Here is a 17,031-nt window from a genome sequence, read left to right on the forward strand (position 1 = left end):
GCCAATCCTGTTCGTCCGCATGCGCGAACGAACCCGTAACAGCCCTGTTACAGATCGTTAAAAACGTATAGGCAGAGCTGACCGAACCGACCAGTTTGTAGGGCGCGCCAAATATTCAACGGTCTAACAATTGGCGCGTCAGTCGATACCCAGACGCTTGCACAGACGACTCAGGTTGGCCCGGTCGATACCCAGGTCACGCGCAGCAGCGGCGCGGTTTTGCGCGTGGTGGGCGAGCGATCCTCGGATCAGCTGGCGTTGGAAATCGTCCAGGCTTTGGCGTAAACCACCGGCAGATTGTCCGACAAACGGTATCGCTGAGCTCTCGGTAGCCGTGGCGATGACCGCGCTGGAAGGCAGGTCGAGGTCGCTCGCGGTCAAGCTGAGGATGCGCGGACGTTGCATCTGGCGGCCCAGTGCCTTGAGTGCGCTGCGGCCGATCAGGTGCTCCAGTTCGCGCACATTGCCCGGCCAGTCGTAACGCAGCAGCGCCGCTTGCGCATCGTTGGCCAAGCGCAAGCCGTTCAGGCCCAGGCGAGAACGGTTCTGTTCGAGGAAGGTGCCGGCCAGGAGCAGGATGTCGCGCCCGCGTTCGCGCAGCGGCGGCACCCTCAGCGGGTACACGCTCAAGCGGTGATAGAAATCGGCACGCAGACGGCCCTGGCGCACTTCTTCGGCCAGGTCGCGGTTGGTGGCGGCGATCAGCCGCACATCGACCCGGTGCTCGCGGTCCGAGCCCAGACGCTGCAACTGGCCGCTTTGCAGCACCCGCAACAGCTTGGCCTGCACGGTCAGGCTCAACTCGCCCACTTCGTCGAGAAACAGCGTGCCGCCATGGGCCAGCTCGAACTTGCCGCGTCGGTCGCTATGGGCGCCGGTGAAGGCGCCACGCACGTGCCCGAACAACTCGCTTTCCACCAGGGTGTCGGGCAGGGCCGCGCAATTGAGGCTGATCAAGGGTTTGTCGGCGCGCAGGCTGGCCTGGTGCAGGGCTTGGGCGACCAGCTCCTTGCCCACGCCGGTCTCGCCGGTGACCAGTACGGTCAGCTCGCTGGCCGCGACCAGGTGCACCTGGTCGAGCAGTTGCCGGTGTGCTTCGCTCTGGCCGATCAGCTGCCGCTCGGGGTGGCTGGCCTGGCGGTAGAGTTCGGCGCGTTGGCGTTCGTCTTCGGCGCGCAGGGCCAGGTGGGTGATGCGTTCGGCGACGGTGACGGTGGCCGCGGCCAGGCTGGCGAAAGCTTGCAGCGCGTCCAGCTCGACCCGCTGGAATTGCTCAGGGCGCAAGGCGTCCAGGGTCAGCAAACCCCAGGGGCGGTCTTCGACCAGCAGTGGGCAGCCCATGCAGTCGTGTACGTGCAGATCGACCTGCGGAGCGTTGACCAGACCGTCGTAAGGGTCGGGCAACGGGCTGTCGCTGGGAAAGCGGGTAGGGGTGGGCTGGCTCAGCAGGATCTGGAAGCGCGGGTGCTCGCTGATCTTGAAACGCCGGCCCAGGGTGTCGGGCGTCAAGCCATCGACCGCCAGCGGCACCAGCCATTCGCCGTCCAGACGCAGCAGCGCGGCGGCGTCGCAGGGCAGCAGGTCGCGCAGGGCTTGCAGCAGGCGGCGGTAGCGTTCGTCCTCGGGCAGCTCGCGGGACAGGTCGCGAACCAGGGGCAGCAGAGCACGGAGCAAAGGGGTGGCGGTCATAAAGACTCCTCGTGGTCGAAATGACTATAGCTGCACAAGAGTCATTTCGACACGGGTCTCTTTTAAGGCATTGATTTAAAAGGGCTTCGGAGTTGGCACACATTGTGAAACATCCAGGCATCCGTTTCCCATATTTGCCTCCAGGAGTCACCCCATGCTCACCGCCGACCAACGCGCTATCGTCCAAGCCACCGTCCCGCTGCTCGAAAGCGGCGGCGAAGCGCTGACCACGCATTTCTACAAGATGATGCTCGACGAGCACCCCGAGGTGCGTCCGCTGTTCAACCAGGCCCACCAGGCCAATGGCGACCAGCCCCGGGCGCTGGCCAACGGCGTGCTGATGTACGCCCGGCACATCGACCGGCTGGACCAGTTGGGCGGCTTGGTCGGGCAGATCATCAACAAGCACGTGGCGTTGCAAATCCTGCCCGAGCACTACCCGATCGTCGGTGGCTGCCTGCTGCGGGCCATCAGGGAAGTGCTCGGCGAAGACATTGCCACACCGACGGTGATTGATGCCTGGGGTGCGGCCTACGGCCAACTGGCGGACATCCTCATCGGCGCCGAGGAAAGCCTGTATCAGGCCAAGGAGCACGCTAGCGGCGGCTGGCGCGGCACTCGCGCCTTCAGGCTGGCGCGTCGCGAACAAGAGAGCGCGGAAATCGTGTCCTTCTACTTCGCGCCGGTCGATGGCCAGCCGGTGCTCAAGGCCGAGCCCGGTCAGTACATCGGCTTGCAGGTGTTCGTCGATGGCGGCGAGCAGCGCCGCAACTATTCGCTGTCGACGCTGTGCGATGGCCGCGAGTACCGCATCAGCGTCAAGCGCGAGGCGGGCGGCAAGGTGTCCAACTACCTGCACGACCGCTTGCAGGTGGGCGATGTGCTGCAACTGTTCCCGCCAGCGGGGGATTTCACCCTGACGGCCAGCGACAAGCCGCTGGTGCTGATCAGCGGCGGCGTGGGCATCACGCCTACCTTGGCCATGCTGCAAGCGGCCCTGCAAAGCGGCCGGCCAGTGCGCTTCATCCACTGCGCGCGCAACGCCGCTGTGCATGCCTTCCGTGACACCGTCGATGCGCTGGCGGCGGCGCACCCGCAGCTCGAGCGTTTCTACTGCTATGGCGAAGACGATGGCGGCGCGCCTGCCGACGCGGTCGGCGTGATGAACCAGGCGCTGCTCGGTGAATGGCTGCCTGTCGAGCGCGACGTGGACGTGTATTTCCTTGGGCCGAAGCCGTTCATGGCGGCGATCAAGCGCCAGCTCGCGGCATTGGGCATCCCACCGGAGCAAAGCCGTTTCGAGTTCTTCGGGCCTGCGGCCGCACTGGCGTGAGGTGCCGTGTTGCCGTCGGTGCGTCGGGCCTCTGGCGGGCCGACGCGCCTCAACGTCGGATCAGCACCGGCAGCAGGCGCACGTAGATCAGCTCGGCGACCAGCTCCACCAGGGTCTGGGTCATCACGGCGGCGGCGGCGAGGGTGCGCAGTTCGGGCGGCAGGGCCAGGGCCAGAGGCAGCACCACCAGCGAGTTGCGTGTGGCGGTGCTGAAGGCGAGCGCGCGTGCCTGCTGCACGGGCAGGCGCCACAGCCGGGCCATAAGCAGGCCGATGCACGGTGCCAGGACGGCGAAACCCACATACACCGGCAGCACCGGCAGCAGCCGGCCCACATCGGCCACCACCTCGCCGATCTGCGACGCCACCACCAGCATCAGCACCAGCGCCATGGCTGGCACCGGCAGCCAGGCGCAGGCCCTGTCCCAGACGGCCATGCCGGCGAAACGTCGGGCGCTGGCGCTGGTGGCCACGGCCAGCAGCAGCGGCAGCGCAATCAGGCCCAGAAAGGCGCTGATGAAGGGCGTGAGGGTGAGCGGTACCGTCATTCCCTGGGCCATCATCGCGGTGACGTAGATCGGCAGCAGCAGCAATTGCACCAGCAGCAACACCGGGGTCGCGGCCAGCATCGAGCGGGCATCGCCTTTGCCCAGGTGGGTGAACACCACCACGTAGTCGATGCACGGCGTCAACAGCACCAGCAACGCGCCGATCAACAGCGCCGGATGCGCCACCAGGCTGCGCGTGCCTACCCACACCAGCAGCGGCACCAGCACGAAATTGGCCAGCAGCAGGGCCGCCATGAAGCGGCCTCTGGGCAGATTGGCGCGCAGGTCGAGGAAGGGGATTTGCAGGAACATGGCGTACATCAGGAGCGCGATGGCCGGACTGACCAGCCCGGTGAGGCCCGCTGCGGTGTTGGGAGCGAGCAACCCGACGACCGCGGCGAGCGCCACGGCAAGGAAGTACAAAGGGATCTGACGCTGTTCGAGTTGGTCTCGGGTCAAGGTGGGGCTGCCTGCGCGGTTCGGTGGGCTGCCTGGCGACGGGTGTGTCAGGCCGGACCGGGCAGGTGAGGGCTGGCATTATGCCTCAGGGGTGTGGTTGAGTTGAGGGGAATGGCCAAGGGCGCTCTGACTTACCCGTGGTGACTGACACCGTGGAGCGGCCATTGGGCCGGCGGTGCCGGCCATCGCGACTAAAGTCGGTCCCACAATGGGGGGAGGAGTGGCTCCTGAACACTTGGACACAGTCTATCCCTGTGGGAGCGGCTTCAGCCGCGATGGGCGGCATCGCCGCCCCGAGTCCAGACACTGCATACTCACTGTCGGAAAAGTGTCAGCGCCATGGGATCGGCAGTACCGGCCCATCACGACTGATCGGAACGCCGAACCGGCCGCGCCTGCAATGGGGTGGCGAAATCGGAGGCCTGGATACGGAGCGCGCAGTTCCGCTTGCCGTCAACGCTCGATGGCCAGCGCCACGCCTTGCCCGCCGCCAATGCATAGAGTCGCCAGGCCCTTGTGCGCATCGCGCTTGAGCATTTCGTGCAGGAGCGTCACCAGCACCCGGCAGCCCGAGGCGCCGATGGGGTGGCCCAAGGCGATGGCGCCGCCGTTGACGTTGACCCGCGTCGCGTCCCATTGCAGTTCCTGGCCGACTGCCAGTGCCTGGGCGGCGAAGGCTTCGTTGGCTTCGATCAGGTCCAGGTCCTGCAACTGCCAGCCGGCCTTGTCCAGGCAGCGACGGGTGGCCGAGACCGGGCCGATACCCATGACCGCCGGGTCGACGCCGGCGCTGGCATATGCCGCGATGCGCGCCAGGATCGGCAGCCCCAACGCCTCGGCCTTGGCCACGCTCATCAGCAGCACGGCCGCCGCGCCGTCGTTGAGGGTCGAGGCGTTGCCGGCGGTGACGCTGCCGTCCTTGCGAAAAGCCGGGCGCAGCTTGCCCAGGGCTTCGGCGGTGGTGCCGGGGCGCGGCTGCTCGTCGGTGGCGAAGACGGTCGGCTCGCCCTTGCGCTGCGGGATTTGAATAGGGGTGATCTCGTCGCTGAAGCGCCCGCTGTCGATGGCCGCCAGGGCCTTGCGCTGGGACTCGGCGGCGAAGGCATCCTGCTGCTCGCGGGTCAGGCCATAGGCCTCGACCAGGTTTTCGGCGGTGATGCCCATGTGGTAGTCGTTGAAGGCGTCCCACAGCCCATCGGTGATCATGCTGTCGAGCATCTGCCCATGGCCCATACGCTGTCCGGTACGAGCACTGGGCAGTACGTAGGGCGCCAGGCTCATGTTCTCCTGGCCGCCGGCGATCACTACCTCGGCGTCGCCACAGCGGATCGCCTGGGCGCCCAGGTGGATGGCCTTCAGGCCCGAGCCGCAGACCTTGTTCAAGGTCAAGGCCGGCACCGCGTGGGGCAGACCGGCCTTGACCGCGCTTTGCCGCGCCGGATTCTGGCCGCTGCCGGCGGTCAGCACCTGACCGAGGATCACTTCGTCGACCTGGGCCGGGTCCAGGCCGGTCTGCGCCAGCAGGCGGCGGATCACCGCAGCGCCCAGCTCGACGGCGGAGACCGTGGCCAAGGCCCCCTGGAAGCTGCCGATGGCAGTGCGGGTGGCGGCGACGATAGCGACTTCGTTCATGGCGGTGCTCCCTGGACAGGCTGGAAAGCCCCACAGCATCTACGCCCTCGTCGAGCTTGAGAAGTTTGTTTTTCTGGCCGATTGATCGCCTTTTCAAATCAATGGCGGCGATTGGCGGCGATTGCGCGAGTGTTTGAAACCTGCGGCACAGCCCTTAAGATGTGTCGCGGCGTGGGCGGGTGTAGTCTCACCCTCCCAGAAATCCCGGAAATTCCCGACACGCATGCGCTCGCTTCCGTGCGAACGCAGCCTGCTCAACACCTGACGAGGTACAGACATTGGCCATCATTCATCCTAAGGTTCGCGGTTTCATCTGCACCACGACCCACCCGAAGGGCTGCGAGCTCAACGTCCGTGATCAGATCGAAGCTACCCGCAAACTGGGCGTGCGCGAAGATGGTCCGAAAAAGGTCCTGGTCATCGGCGCCTCCAGCGGCTATGGCCTGGCCGCGCGCATCACCGCTGCCTTCGGCTTCAAAGCCGACACCCTGGGCGTGTTCTTCGAAAAGCCCGGCACCGAAACCAAGGCCGGCACCGCCGGCTGGTACAACTCGGCGGCGTTCGACAAGTTCGCCAAGGCCGAAGGCCTGTACAGCAAGTCGATCAATGGCGATGCCTTCTCCGACGAAGCCCGCGCCAAGGTCATCGAGCTGATCCAGCAAGAGATGGGCGGCAAGGTCGACCTGGTCATCTATTCCCTGGCCTCCCCGGTACGCAAACTGCCGCAGACCGGTGAAGTGGTCCGTTCGGCGCTCAAGCCCATCGGCCAGCCGTACAAGTCGACCGCCATCGACACCAACAAGGACGTCATCACCGAAGCCAGCATCGAGCCGGCCTCGGAACAGGAAATCGCCGACACCGTCACCGTCATGGGCGGCCAGGACTGGCAGCTGTGGATCGACGCCCTGGCGGGTGCCGACGTACTGGCCGACGGCGCACGCACCGTGGCCTTCAGCTACATCGGTACTGAAATCACCTGGCCGATCTACTGGCACGGCGCTCTGGGCAAAGCCAAGCAGGACCTGGACGACACCGCGCTGCGCCTGGACGAGAAACTGGCCTCGCAGGTGCAGGGCGGCGCCAACGTGGCGGTGCTCAAATCGGTGGTGACCCAGGCCAGCTCGGCCATCCCGGTGATGCCGCTGTACCTGTCGATGGTGTTCAAGATCATGCAGGAGAAGGGCGTGCACGAAGGTACGGGCGACCAGCTCAACCGCATGTTCCGCGAGCGCCTGTACCGCACCGACGGCCAGCCGGCCGAGGTGGACGAGAAACGCCGCCTGCGCCTGGACGACTGGGAACTGCGCGACGACGTGCAGGACGCCTGTAAGGCGCTGTGGCCGCAGGTCACCACCGAGAACCTGTTCGAAGTGACCGACTACGCCGGTTACAAGAAGGAGTTCCTCAACCTGTTCGGCTTCGAACGCGCCGATGTCGACTATGACGCCGACGTGGCGACCGATGTGAAGTTCGACTGCATCGAGCTGTAAGCCGCCAGGCGCCCAGGCCGGGCTCGCCGGCCTGGGCGGCCGAACGCCGAGCCGCCGTGCAGGGGTTCGGCGCGCCATGAAGGACCGCTACGCGAGGAGGGGCGACGCCGACCCTTGCAGCGGTCCTGTCTATCTAGGCGTTACCTCAGTCCAACCGCTGCAGCGGCTGCGCCTGGAACGTGATGCCCGCAAGCCCCCCTTTCATCAGCGCGCGGATGTTGCCGTGGTCGCTGCCCTCGGGTGTGCTCAGCACATCACGGTAATGCTCGCCGAACGCCAACAGCGCCTCGTCCTTGGTGAAGTTTTCCAGCAGCGCCAGGCCGAGGGTCTTGCACGACCCTTCGTTCTGCCCGGCGGCGCTGACCAGCCCATTGTTGTCGAAGCCTTGCGGGGTGTAGCGGTAGTGCTCGGCGACGAACGCGAGCGTATCCGCGAAGGCATGCTCGCCGCTGTTGAGCGAATCGCGCAGGGTCAAAAGGTCGGTCACGGTGCTTTCCTCTGGTCGAACGCCGCTTGTTGCTCGGCATTGGCTTCTTTCTGGTATTGAGCTTTCCACTCGGCGTAGGGCATGCCGTAGACCGCTTCACGAGCCTCGTCGAGGCTGAGTTCGACCTGGCGCTCGTCGGCGGCGGCCTTGTACCACTTGGACAGGCAGTTGCGGCAGAAGCCGGAGAGGTTCATCAGGTCGATGTTCTGCACGTCGGTGCGTTGTTGCAGGTGGCTGACCAAACGGCGAAACGCGGCGGCTTCGAGTTCGAGCTGTTGCTGTGGGGTCATGGTATCGGCTCTCAGAGCATGCGGTTCTTCAGGTGTCGGCCGCCGTTGATCGTCACTTGGCTGCCGGTGCTGTACTGGCTTTGCAGCAGGAACAGCACGGCTTCGATCAGTGGCTGGGGGCCGGGTTCGAATTCGAGCAGGGCCTTTTGCAAGGCGTGCTGGCGGTAGTCCTCGTCGCCTTCGGGCTTGAACATCAGCAAACCAGGGAGGATGCCGTTGACCCGCACCTGTGGCGCGTACTTTTCGGCGAATGACAGCACCATGTTCTGCAAGGCTGCCTTGGTGGCGGCATAGCCGATGTGGCTCTTGCTGCCGCGCGAGGAGGTTTCGTCGCAGATGTGGATGATGTCGGCCTTGCCGGCGCCCTGCAGCAGTTCGCCCAGCGCCAGATTCAGGTGGTAGGGCGCCTCGACGTGCAGGCGGAACATGGTGTCCAGGTTGTCCAGGCTGTCGTCGAGCCACAGCGAGGCGTTGTGGATGACCGCGCGCAGGCTGGTGCAGTGGCGCCGCAGGTGCGCGACCAGCGCTTCGCGGTCGGCGGCTCGGCACAGGTCGGCTTGGAAGTGCAGCAGGTTCGGGTGGGCCGGAGGCTGGCTACGGCTGGCGCAGACCACCGTGTGGCCGGCCTCCGCCAGGGCCTGGGCCAAGGCCAGCCCGACACGCTGGCTGGCGCCGGTGAGAAGGATGGGGCTGTTCATTTCGGGGCGGTCGACCGTGGTGTCCTTGCGATGGGGCCAAGCATACCCGAACTGTTTCCCCCTGTGCGGGCACGCCGCAGTGTGCCAGCGGCCGGCACCCGTGACCGGTCGAATCGAGCGGTCGGTGAGTCCGGGCCACCTGCGGGCTGACCTGCTACTGCTGCGTTCGCATCGGGTCCTCGCTCGGCAAGCGCGCCTCGGGCGACGGGTGCTTCAGCTCGACCTGGCGAGCGACGTCCGTTTGCAGACGGACCTGATAAGTGCGCTGCAAGAGGAACAGGTGAGGGGCAGCAGCAGCTTGCTTTTTCGTGCGTGTCGAAAGCCAGTATCCTACGACTTCATTCACCTCTGGAAATCCCTTCCCGATGAAAATCGCCATCCTGTGCGGCTCGGTCTATGGCGCGGCCGAAGACGTCGCCCACCACGCCGAAACCGTGCTCGCCGCCGCCGGCTTGCAGGCCTGGCATGCCCAGCGCGCCACCCTCGACGACATCCAGCGTTTCGCCCCCGAGGCAGTACTGGCCGTGACCTCGACCACCGGCATGGGCGAGTTGCCCGACAACCTGGTGAACCTGTACAGCGAACTCAGGGACACCCTGCCTGCCACTTGGCGCGGCCTGCCAGGCGCGGTGATCGGCCTGGGCGATTCGAGCTACGACACCTTCTGCGGTGGCGGCGAGCTGATGGGTGAGCTGTTCGACGAGCTGGGCGTGCAGGCCGTGCTGCCGATGTTGCGTCTGGACGCCGCCGAAACGGTCACCCCGGAGACCGACGCCGAGCCGTGGCTGGCGCAGTTCGCGGCCGCCTTGAAAGCACGCTAGAGGCTGCTCGCCCATCAAGCAGCGCCTACCGCTGTCCCGCACGGCCATCAAGCTGGCTGCCAACGCGACGCAGTGCCCGGACCGCCCTGGCTAGACTCCACCTCGAGAGCGAGAGCACACCCATGTGCCAAGAGGTGATTCGTCATGCGTGCAGTCTTGATGGCCTCCCGTTGTAACGACCTAGGGGGGCACGCCTGATGCCCCTCGCCGAAATCCCCCTTTGTGTCTGGCGCACACGTGCGCAGTCCTTCACCTTCGCCGGGCAGAGCGTGCGCTACTGGACGGCCGGGCAGGGCGAGCCGCTGCTGTTGCTGCATGGTTTTCCCATGGCCAGTTGGGACTGGCACTACCTGTGGGCACCGCTGGCCCAGCGCTTTCGCCTGATCGCCTGTGACATGCTCGGTTTCGGCGATTCGTCCAAGCCCCTCGCGCACGACTACAGCCTGCTGGCCCAAGCCGACCTGCAGCAGGCGCTGTTGTCGCATTTGTGCATCGACCAGGCCGTGCATGTGCTGGCCCACGACTACGGTGGCCATGTGGCCCAAGAGCTGCTGGCCCGGCAGCGCGAAGGCCGCGCCGAGCTGGCCAGCTGCGTGTTTCTCAGCACAGGCCTGCTGCCCGAATGCCACCCCCTGCAGCTGGCCCACAAGCTGTTGCTCAGCCCTTTGGGTTGGCTGGTGGGGCGTGCCTTCGGCAGGGAGGATCTGGTGCGCAGCCTGTCGCAGACGCACTGCCTCGACACGCACCTGAGCGAGAGTGCCCTGGACGACTATTGGAGCCTGATCCTGTCGAACCGCGGCACACGCATTCTGCACAAGCTGATGGGCTTTGCCCGCGAGCGCGTGCGCTACCGCCAACGCTGGCTCGACGCCTTGCAGCAGAGCAATGTGCCCGTGGCGGCGATCAATGGCGCGGACGATCCGCTGTGCGATGCGCCGGCGCTGGCCCGCTATCGGCAACTGCTGCCCGGGCTCGAGATCGACCTGCTGCCTGGCGTCGGCCACTTTCCCCATACTCAAGCGCCTGCGCAGGTATTGCAGCGGTACCTGGCGTTGCGCGAGCAGCCGCTGTTCCCTCTGGCGCACAAAGCCACTTGGGACGAGGTGCGCCAGGCACAGCCATAAAAAAAGCCGCTGCACCGGCAGCGGCCAAGGAAGACGGCAGATCAAGGAGCTTCAAAATCGGCCTGGATCCCCGGCCGGCACCGGTCACTGGGGGTTCGGGGTGCAAGGGCCGGGGAGGGGCAGCATATGCCGCCAGTTCCCTTGGAAAAATAGGGTTTGCGGACAATCACCGTTACATGTCCGGTAACAGTGACGGGTGCGGCCTGCATCAACCCGGTTCGAAACCCATCCGCCAGCTGCTGGCCTGCGCCGCGGCGCGCAAGTGCTCGGCCGCAGGGCCCTGGCTGTCGGCGTTGAACATCGAGGTCGGCCCGACCACGGTCATCACGGCCGCGATTCGACCCAGGGCGTCGAAGATTGGCGCCGACAGGGCGTCGACGCCCGGCATCAGCAACCCGTGGATGTGATGCAGCCCTTCGGCACGGATGGCCTGAAGCGTGGCCTCGTAGTCGCCGGCCGTGCGCTTGGATCGGGCCAGTTCCTGCTCGCGCAGTTCGGCGATCTCGCGTTCCGGCAGGTAGGCGGCGAACACCAGCCCGGTTGACGACCCCAGCAACGGCAGCACCGAACCGATCTGCGTCACCACCGTGACTGCGCGCACGGCCGGCTCGATGCCGACCACCGTCGCCCCCTGGTTACCCCAGACCGCAATGAAGCAACTCTCGTTGAGGGTGTCGCGCAACTGCGCCAGCGGCTCGGCGGCGACCTTCAGCACATCGATGCTGCCCAGTGCGGCCAAACCCACGCGCAACGCTTCGCGACCCAGGCCGTAGTGGTTGGTGGCCGGGTTCTGCTCGGCGAAACCGCTGGCGATCAGCGCCTGTAGGTAGCGGTGCACCTTGCTGGCGGGCATGTCGACGAATTCGGCCAGGCGCGACAGCGAAGTGGACGGCGCCAGCTGTGCCAAGGCCTTGAGGATGTCGGTGCCGACTTCTGCCGAGCGGACTTTCTGCTTGCCGCTGTCGGCAGGCGTTTGGGGCTGGGTCATCGAAGCGTTCTTCCGGTGGAGGTGGCGACCTTATAGCTTGACGCCCGGCATTGAGCAAATTACGTTATACGTAATCCGATTACGATAAATACAATTCAGCGGTCTGCTGCGGTGCGATACCGCCTGGCAGCCCGCCCGATCCGGAGGCCCCATGCAGCGCACCCCGTCCGCCGATGTGCAGTACCTCAGCGGTTTCGCCAACGAATTCGCCAGTGAAGCCCTGCCGGGCAGCCTGCCGCAGGGGTGCAATTCCCCACAGCGGGCGCCCTATGGGCTGTATGCCGAGCAGTTGTCCGGCACCGCCTTCACCATGCCGCGCCACGAGCAGCGCCGCAGTTGGCTGTACCGCCTGCGCCCGAGCGCCCTACACCCGCGCTTCGAACGCCTGGCACGGCAACCGTTGGCCGAGGCCGAAGGGCAGATCACGCCCAATCGCCTGCGCTGGAACCCGCAGCCTCTACCGACCGAGCCTACCGACTTCATCGACGGCTGGTTGCCCATGGCGGCGACCGCCGCCGCCGAGGCGCCCAGTGGCGTCAGTGTCTACCTCTATGCGGCCAACCGGTCGATGCAGCGGGCGTTCTACGACGCCGACGGCGAACTGCTGGTGGTGCCGGAACTGGGTCGCCTGCGCATCCTTACCGAACTGGGCGTGCTGGAGCTGGCGCCGCTGGAGATCGCCGTGATCCCGCGCGGCATGAAGTTTCGCGTGGAACTGCCCGATGGCGAGGCCCGTGGCTATCTGGCGGAAAACCACGGCGCTGCGCTGCGCATCCCCGACCTGGGGCCGATCGGCAGTAACGGCCTGGCCAACCCGCGCGACTTCCTCGCCCCGGTCGCCCACTACGAAGACACCACCGGCCCCGTGCAGCTGGTGCAGAAATTCCTCGGCCAGTTCTGGGGTTGCGAGCTGAACCATTCGCCGCTCGACGTCGTGGCCTGGCACGGCAACAACGTGCCGTACAAGTACGACCTGCGGGCCTTCAACACCCTCGGTACGGTGAGCTACGACCATCCCGACCCATCGATCTTCACCGTGCTGACCTCGCCCAGCAGCGTGCCGGGCATGGCCAACATGGACTTCGTGATCTTCCCGCCGCGCTGGATGGTGGCGGAAAACACCTTCCGCCCGCCGTGGTTCCACCGCAACCTGATGAACGAGTTCATGGGCCTGATCGCCGGCGCCTACGACGCCAAGGCCGAAGGTTTCCTGCCGGGCGGCGTGTCGCTGCACCCGTGCATGAGCGCCCATGGCCCCGACGCCGAAACCTGTGAAAAGGCCATCGCCGCCGAACTGGCGCCGCACAAGATCGACGGCACCATGGCCTTCATGTTCGAGACCAGCCAAGTGCTGCGCCCCAGCCGCCAGGCGATGCGCAGCCCGCAATTGCAAACCGACTACGACCGCTGCTGGGCCAGCCTGGCGACGACTTTCGACCCGCAGGGAGCCAAACCATGACCTCGTCCACCCACCCGTCCGCCATCGCCCGCAGCTGGGTGGAGCACGCCAATGGGCACCGCGACTTCCCGTTGCAGAACCTGCCCCTGGGCATCTTCAGCCGGCCGGGCGAAGCGCGCCGCGCCGGCGTCGCCATCGGCGAGGCGATCCTCGACTTGCCGGCGGTGCTGGAGGCCGGGTTGTTCGATGGCCAGGCCAGGGTCGCGGCCAAAGCCGCATCGGGCGACTCGCTCAACGACCTGTTCGCCCTCGGCAGCGGCCCGCGCGTGGCCCTGCGCGAACGCTTGACGATACTGCTCGGCGAACACAGCGAGCATCAGGCCACCCTGCGCCCGCTGCTGTACCCGGCCCGGGATTGCGAGATGCACCTGCCGGCGCGGGTCGGCGACTACACCGATTTCTACGTGGGCATCCAGCACGCCACCAACGTCGGCAAACTGTTCCGCCCCGACAATCCGCTGCTGCCCAACTACAAGTACGTGCCGATCGGTTACCACGGCCGCGCTTCGACCTTGCGCCCGAGCGGCGTCGACGTGCGCCGCCCCAAGGGCCAGACACTGCCGGCAGGGGAAAGCTCGCCGCGCTTCGGCCCGTGCGCGCGGCTCGACTACGAACTGGAACTGGGGGTGTGGATCGGCCAGGGCAACGCCATGGGCGAGACCATCGACATCGCTCGGGCGGGCGAGCACGTCGCCGGTCTGTGCCTGCTCAACGACTGGTCGGCGCGCGATATCCAGGCCTGGGAGTACCAGCCGCTGGGGCCGTTCCTGTCGAAGAGTTTCATCACCAGCCTGTCGCCCTGGGTGGTCACCGCCGAGGCGCTGGCGCCGTTCCGCTGCGCGCAACCGCCGCGCCCCGAAGGCGATCCGCAACCGCTGGCCTATCTGTTCGACGCCGACGACCAGGCCCAGGGCGCCTTCGACATCGAACTCGAAGTGCTGCTGCTCACCCAGCGCATGCGCGAGCAAGGCCAGGCGCCCGAGCGCCTGGCGCTGAGCAACAGCCTGAGCATGTACTGGACCGTGGCCCAACTGGTGGCGCACCACAGTGTCAACGGCTGCCAATTGCAACCGGGCGACCTGTTCGGTTCGGGCACGCTGTCCGGGGCGGGGCAGGGCGCCTATGGCAGCCTGCTGGAGATCACCGAAGGCGGCAAACAGCCCGTGCGCCTGGGCAATGGCGAGCAACGTACCTTCCTCGAAGACGGTGACGAAATCATCCTGCGTGGGCGTTGCGTGCGCGAGGGCGTGGCCAGCATCGGCTTCGGCGAGTGCCGTGGCCGCATCGTGGCCGCCAACTGAACGAGGCCGCGGTGATGGAACTGTTCACCTATTACCGCTCCACTTCGTCCTACCGGGTGCGCATCGCGCTGGCGCTCAAAGGCCTCGACCATCGGGCGATCGCCGTCAACCTGCTGGGCGGCGAGCAACTGCAACCGACCTACCGGGCGCTCAATCCGCAGGCGCGGGTGCCGATGCTGCGCACCGACCACGGCGACCTGCTGTTGCAGTCGCCGGCGATCATCGAGTACCTGGAAGAGGCCTACCCGCTACCGGCGCTGCTGCCCAGCGACGCCGGCACACGGGCCAAAGTACGTGCGGTCGCGACGCTGATCGCCTGCGACGTGCACCCGCTGCACAACGTCAGCGTGCTCAACCGCTTGCGCGGCATGGGCCAGGACGAGGTGCAGGTGGCGGCGTGGGCGGCGCACTGGATCGGTGAGGGCCTGGCTGCGGTGGAACGACTGATCGGGGAGGAGGGCTACTGTTTTGGCGCCGAGCCGGGCCTGGCCGACCTCTATCTGGTGCCGCAGCTATATGCCGCGCAGCGTTTTCAGGTCGACCTGGCCGCCTACCCGCGCATTGGCCGCGTCGCGGCCTTGGCGGCGCAGCATCCGGCGTTCCAAGTGGCGCATCCGGCGCGCCAGATCGATGCGCCCATTCAGTGAAGCGAGCGGTGCGCCAAGGGTAGCTGCTCCAGGCGTTCGGTCAGTTGCAGGCGTTGCACCGGATCGTCGCTGAGCAACAAGGCATGCTCCAGGTCGAAACGTTCGGCCTGCGGGCAGTTCAGCCGCTGGTACAGCGCAGCCCGCGCCAGGTAGTCGGTATTGAGCACCGGGCCCAACTGCATCACCCGTTCGGCGTCCACCAGCGCGGCCAGGTAGTCGTCGTGCTGGGTATGCAGGTGCCTGAGGTTGCGCGACAGGCGCTGCAGCATCTGTGCCGGTGTGGCGGCGGCCAGGTGTTCGGCGTTCAGGGACGCACCGGGGCCGTACTGGCGCTGCAACAGCTCGCGGCAGTCCGAGGGGTACAGACGGCGACCGCCGCACGGGTCGAGCAAGTAATCGGCGCCCGGCACGCGCAGCAGAAAGTGGCCTGGGAAATTCACCCCTTCCAGTGGAATGGCCAGACGCTGGGCGACCTCCAGCGCCAGGAGCGCCAGGGCCAGGGGCTGGCCGCGACGGCGTTGCAACACTTGGTCGAGCAGGGCGGCCTGGGGCCGGATGGGCTGATATTCCTCCTGCTGGAAACCCAGCGCGCTCAGGGTGCGCAGCAGAGGCTGGGCGAGTTCTCGGGGCGGCAGTATCGGCAGTTGGTGGGCGACGTCCAGTTGCAGGTGTTGCAAGCGCTTGAGGCTGTCGCCGGGCAACACGCCAGGATCGTGTTCGGCGGCGATCCACAGCGCCGCTTCGAAGGATGCGGCGGGGGTGCGTTGCAGGCACAGCAGGCAGTGTTGACGTGGGTTCATCGAGGCCTCCACACGGCGGTCGTCTTCGGACGTGGCAGTGCGTCTCGGTACGCGCGGTCGGCCGGTGGTCCGACGACGGTTCGCACTGCGGGGCGCTGCCTATACTGGGAATCTGCACCTTTTATGGGAGCCCGTCGATGTTCGCGCTCATGCATGCCACACGCGCCCAGGCCTTGCACCTGTGGAGCGACCCCGCGACCGGCCTGCGCGCGGTGGCGGTGATCCACAACGAGCAGTTAGGGCCTGCCATGGGCGGCTGCCGTTACCTGCCCTATGCCGACGACGAAACCGCCATCGCCGACGCTCTGCAATTGGCCCAGGCCATGAGTTACAAGGCCGCGCTGGCCGGGCTGCCGGTGGGCGGCGGCAAGGCGGTGATCCTGCGCGGCGCCCAGGGCGGCGACCGCGCCGCGCTGTTCCAGGCCTTCGGCCGCTTTCTCGAGACCCTGGGCGGGCGCCTGGTGGTGGCGGTGGACAGCGGCACCTCCATCGACGACATGGACTGCATCGCCCGCAGCACGCGCCATGTCGGCAGCACCCGCGCCGCCGGCGACCCTGCGCCGGTCGCTGCGCTCGGGGTGCTCGCAGGCCTGCGCGCCACGGCCCAGGCCCGCCTCGGCAGCGGCAGCCTCGAAGGCTTACGCGTGGCGATACAGGGGTTGGGCCATGTGGGTTTCGCATTGGCCGAAGGCTTGCACGCGGCGGGGGCGGAATTGCTGGTCAGTGATCTGGACCCCGATCGGGTGCGCCGCGCGGTTGAGCGATTCGACGCCTGGCCGGTAGCCCACGACGCACTGCTGAGCACGCCCTGCGACCTGTTCGTGCCCTGTGGCGTGGGGCCGGTGCTCAATGCCCAGAGCGTGATGCAGTTGCGCTGCGCCGCAGTGGCCGGCTCGGCCAACAACCCGCTGACCACCTTGGAGGTGGCCGACCAATTGCAAAACCGCGGCATCCTGTACGCGCCCGATACCATCATCAATGCTGGAGGCCTGATCCACGTGGCATTGACCTACCGTGGCGAGGCGCCTAAACGCATCACCGCCCACCTGGCGCGCATCCCCGAACGCCTCACCGAAGTGTTCGGCCATGCTCAGGCGCAGAATCGCTCGCCGGCGCGGGTGGCGCAGGCGCTCGCCGAGCGGTTGCTCTACGGATGCGCGGGAACCTGAGCGCCGTATTGGGCTCAGAAGCCCATGGAGGCTCTGGTTGGACGCTCGCGTCGCACGCCTTTAGACTCCGCGCCCCGGCGTTCGGGCTCGCCTTCGA

16 protein-coding genes are annotated in these 17,031 nt (G+C 66.7%); 8 read left to right on the forward strand and 8 right to left on the reverse strand.

The features are described 5' to 3' along the window. Nucleotides 1-138: 138 nt before the first annotated feature. Nucleotides 139-1,689: a nitric oxide reductase transcriptional regulator NorR gene (norR, locus tag ACSMEV_RS07490; protein WP_459207857.1), complete on the reverse strand. Its 1,551-nt coding sequence runs from the start codon at nucleotides 1,687-1,689 to the stop codon at nucleotides 139-141. A gap of 154 nt (nucleotides 1,690-1,843) precedes the next feature. Between norR and hmpA the strand changes: the two genes are divergently transcribed. After that, nucleotides 1,844-3,022, forward strand: a complete 1,179-nt coding sequence (gene hmpA, locus ACSMEV_RS07495) for an NO-inducible flavohemoprotein (RefSeq protein ID WP_459207858.1) — start codon at nucleotides 1,844-1,846, stop codon at nucleotides 3,020-3,022. Nucleotides 3,023-3,071: 49 nt separating this feature from the next. Here the strand turns inward: hmpA and ACSMEV_RS07500 are convergent, their stop codons facing one another. Beyond that, nucleotides 3,072-4,028: an arsenic resistance protein gene (locus ACSMEV_RS07500; protein WP_459207859.1), complete on the reverse strand. Its 957-nt coding sequence runs from the start codon at nucleotides 4,026-4,028 to the stop codon at nucleotides 3,072-3,074. 453 nt (nucleotides 4,029-4,481) lie between these two features. Beyond that, on the reverse strand, nucleotides 4,482-5,660 hold the full coding sequence (locus tag ACSMEV_RS07505) for an acetyl-CoA C-acetyltransferase (protein ID WP_459207860.1): 1,179 nt from the start codon (nucleotides 5,658-5,660) through the stop codon (nucleotides 4,482-4,484). 278 nt (nucleotides 5,661-5,938) lie between these two features. Between ACSMEV_RS07505 and fabV the strand changes: the two genes are divergently transcribed. Further along, on the forward strand, nucleotides 5,939-7,150 hold the full coding sequence (fabV, locus tag ACSMEV_RS07510) for an enoyl-ACP reductase FabV (protein ID WP_459207861.1): 1,212 nt from the start codon (nucleotides 5,939-5,941) through the stop codon (nucleotides 7,148-7,150). 145 nt (nucleotides 7,151-7,295) lie between these two features. On the opposite strand, the gene ACSMEV_RS07515 is transcribed toward fabV, so the two are convergent. Genes ACSMEV_RS07515 through folM form a run of 3 tightly spaced genes read right to left on the reverse strand, consistent with a single transcriptional unit; the run spans nucleotide 7,296 to nucleotide 8,625 of the window. Beyond that, nucleotides 7,296-7,637 (reverse strand): HopJ type III effector protein, encoded by a 342-nt coding sequence (locus ACSMEV_RS07515; RefSeq protein WP_459207862.1) that lies wholly within the window; start codon nucleotides 7,635-7,637, stop codon nucleotides 7,296-7,298. Then, nucleotides 7,634-7,927 (reverse strand): DUF1244 domain-containing protein, encoded by a 294-nt coding sequence (locus ACSMEV_RS07520; protein ID WP_459207863.1) that lies wholly within the window; start codon nucleotides 7,925-7,927, stop codon nucleotides 7,634-7,636. The genes ACSMEV_RS07515 and ACSMEV_RS07520 overlap by 4 nt, the downstream gene beginning before the upstream one ends. Before the next feature lie 11 nt (nucleotides 7,928-7,938). Continuing rightward, nucleotides 7,939-8,625 carry a dihydromonapterin reductase gene (gene folM, locus ACSMEV_RS07525; protein WP_459207864.1) on the reverse strand — a complete coding sequence of 229 codons (687 nt, stop codon included), beginning with the start codon at nucleotides 8,623-8,625 and terminating at the stop codon, nucleotides 7,939-7,941. A 365-nt stretch (nucleotides 8,626-8,990) separates the two neighbouring features. Here folM and ACSMEV_RS07530 point away from each other — a divergent pair, with 365 nt between their 5' ends. Continuing rightward, a complete protein-coding gene (locus ACSMEV_RS07530) occupies nucleotides 8,991-9,446 on the forward strand; it encodes a flavodoxin (protein ID WP_459207865.1) in 456 nt (151 codons plus the stop codon). A gap of 197 nt (nucleotides 9,447-9,643) precedes the next feature. Beyond that, on the forward strand, nucleotides 9,644-10,570 hold the full coding sequence (locus ACSMEV_RS07535) for an alpha/beta fold hydrolase (RefSeq protein WP_459207866.1): 927 nt from the start codon (nucleotides 9,644-9,646) through the stop codon (nucleotides 10,568-10,570). Nucleotides 10,571-10,778: 208 nt separating this feature from the next. Here the strand turns inward: ACSMEV_RS07535 and ACSMEV_RS07540 are convergent, their stop codons facing one another. Then, complete coding sequence (locus ACSMEV_RS07540; RefSeq protein WP_459207867.1) at nucleotides 10,779-11,558, reverse strand: IclR family transcriptional regulator; 780 nt, start codon at nucleotides 11,556-11,558, stop codon at nucleotides 10,779-10,781. Between the two features lie 151 nt (nucleotides 11,559-11,709). Between ACSMEV_RS07540 and hmgA the strand changes: the two genes are divergently transcribed. Genes hmgA through maiA form a run of 3 tightly spaced genes read left to right on the forward strand, consistent with a single transcriptional unit; the run spans nucleotide 11,710 to nucleotide 14,965 of the window. Then, the gene (hmgA, locus tag ACSMEV_RS07545; protein ID WP_459207868.1) at nucleotides 11,710-13,017 is read left to right on the forward strand and encodes a homogentisate 1,2-dioxygenase; all 1,308 of its coding nucleotides are present in this window, start codon (nucleotides 11,710-11,712) and stop codon (nucleotides 13,015-13,017) included. Next, complete coding sequence (gene fahA / locus ACSMEV_RS07550; protein WP_459207869.1) at nucleotides 13,014-14,318, forward strand: fumarylacetoacetase; 1,305 nt, start codon at nucleotides 13,014-13,016, stop codon at nucleotides 14,316-14,318. The genes hmgA and fahA overlap by 4 nt, the downstream gene beginning before the upstream one ends. 14 nt (nucleotides 14,319-14,332) lie before the next feature. Continuing rightward, a complete protein-coding gene (gene maiA / locus ACSMEV_RS07555) occupies nucleotides 14,333-14,965 on the forward strand; it encodes a maleylacetoacetate isomerase (RefSeq protein ID WP_459207870.1) in 633 nt (210 codons plus the stop codon). Here the strand turns inward: maiA and ACSMEV_RS07560 are convergent. Further along, complete coding sequence (locus tag ACSMEV_RS07560; protein WP_459207871.1) at nucleotides 14,959-15,765, reverse strand: SirB1 family protein; 807 nt, start codon at nucleotides 15,763-15,765, stop codon at nucleotides 14,959-14,961. The genes maiA and ACSMEV_RS07560 overlap by 7 nt on opposite strands. 137 nt (nucleotides 15,766-15,902) lie before the next feature. On the opposite strand from ACSMEV_RS07560, the gene ACSMEV_RS07565 reads away from it, so the two are divergent. Beyond that, on the forward strand, nucleotides 15,903-16,934 hold the full coding sequence (locus ACSMEV_RS07565; RefSeq protein ID WP_459207872.1) for a Glu/Leu/Phe/Val dehydrogenase family protein: 1,032 nt from the start codon (nucleotides 15,903-15,905) through the stop codon (nucleotides 16,932-16,934). The last annotated feature ends 97 nt before the right edge of the window (nucleotides 16,935-17,031 follow it).

The sequence above is a fragment of the Pseudomonas sp. MLB6B genome (assembly GCF_054508135.1).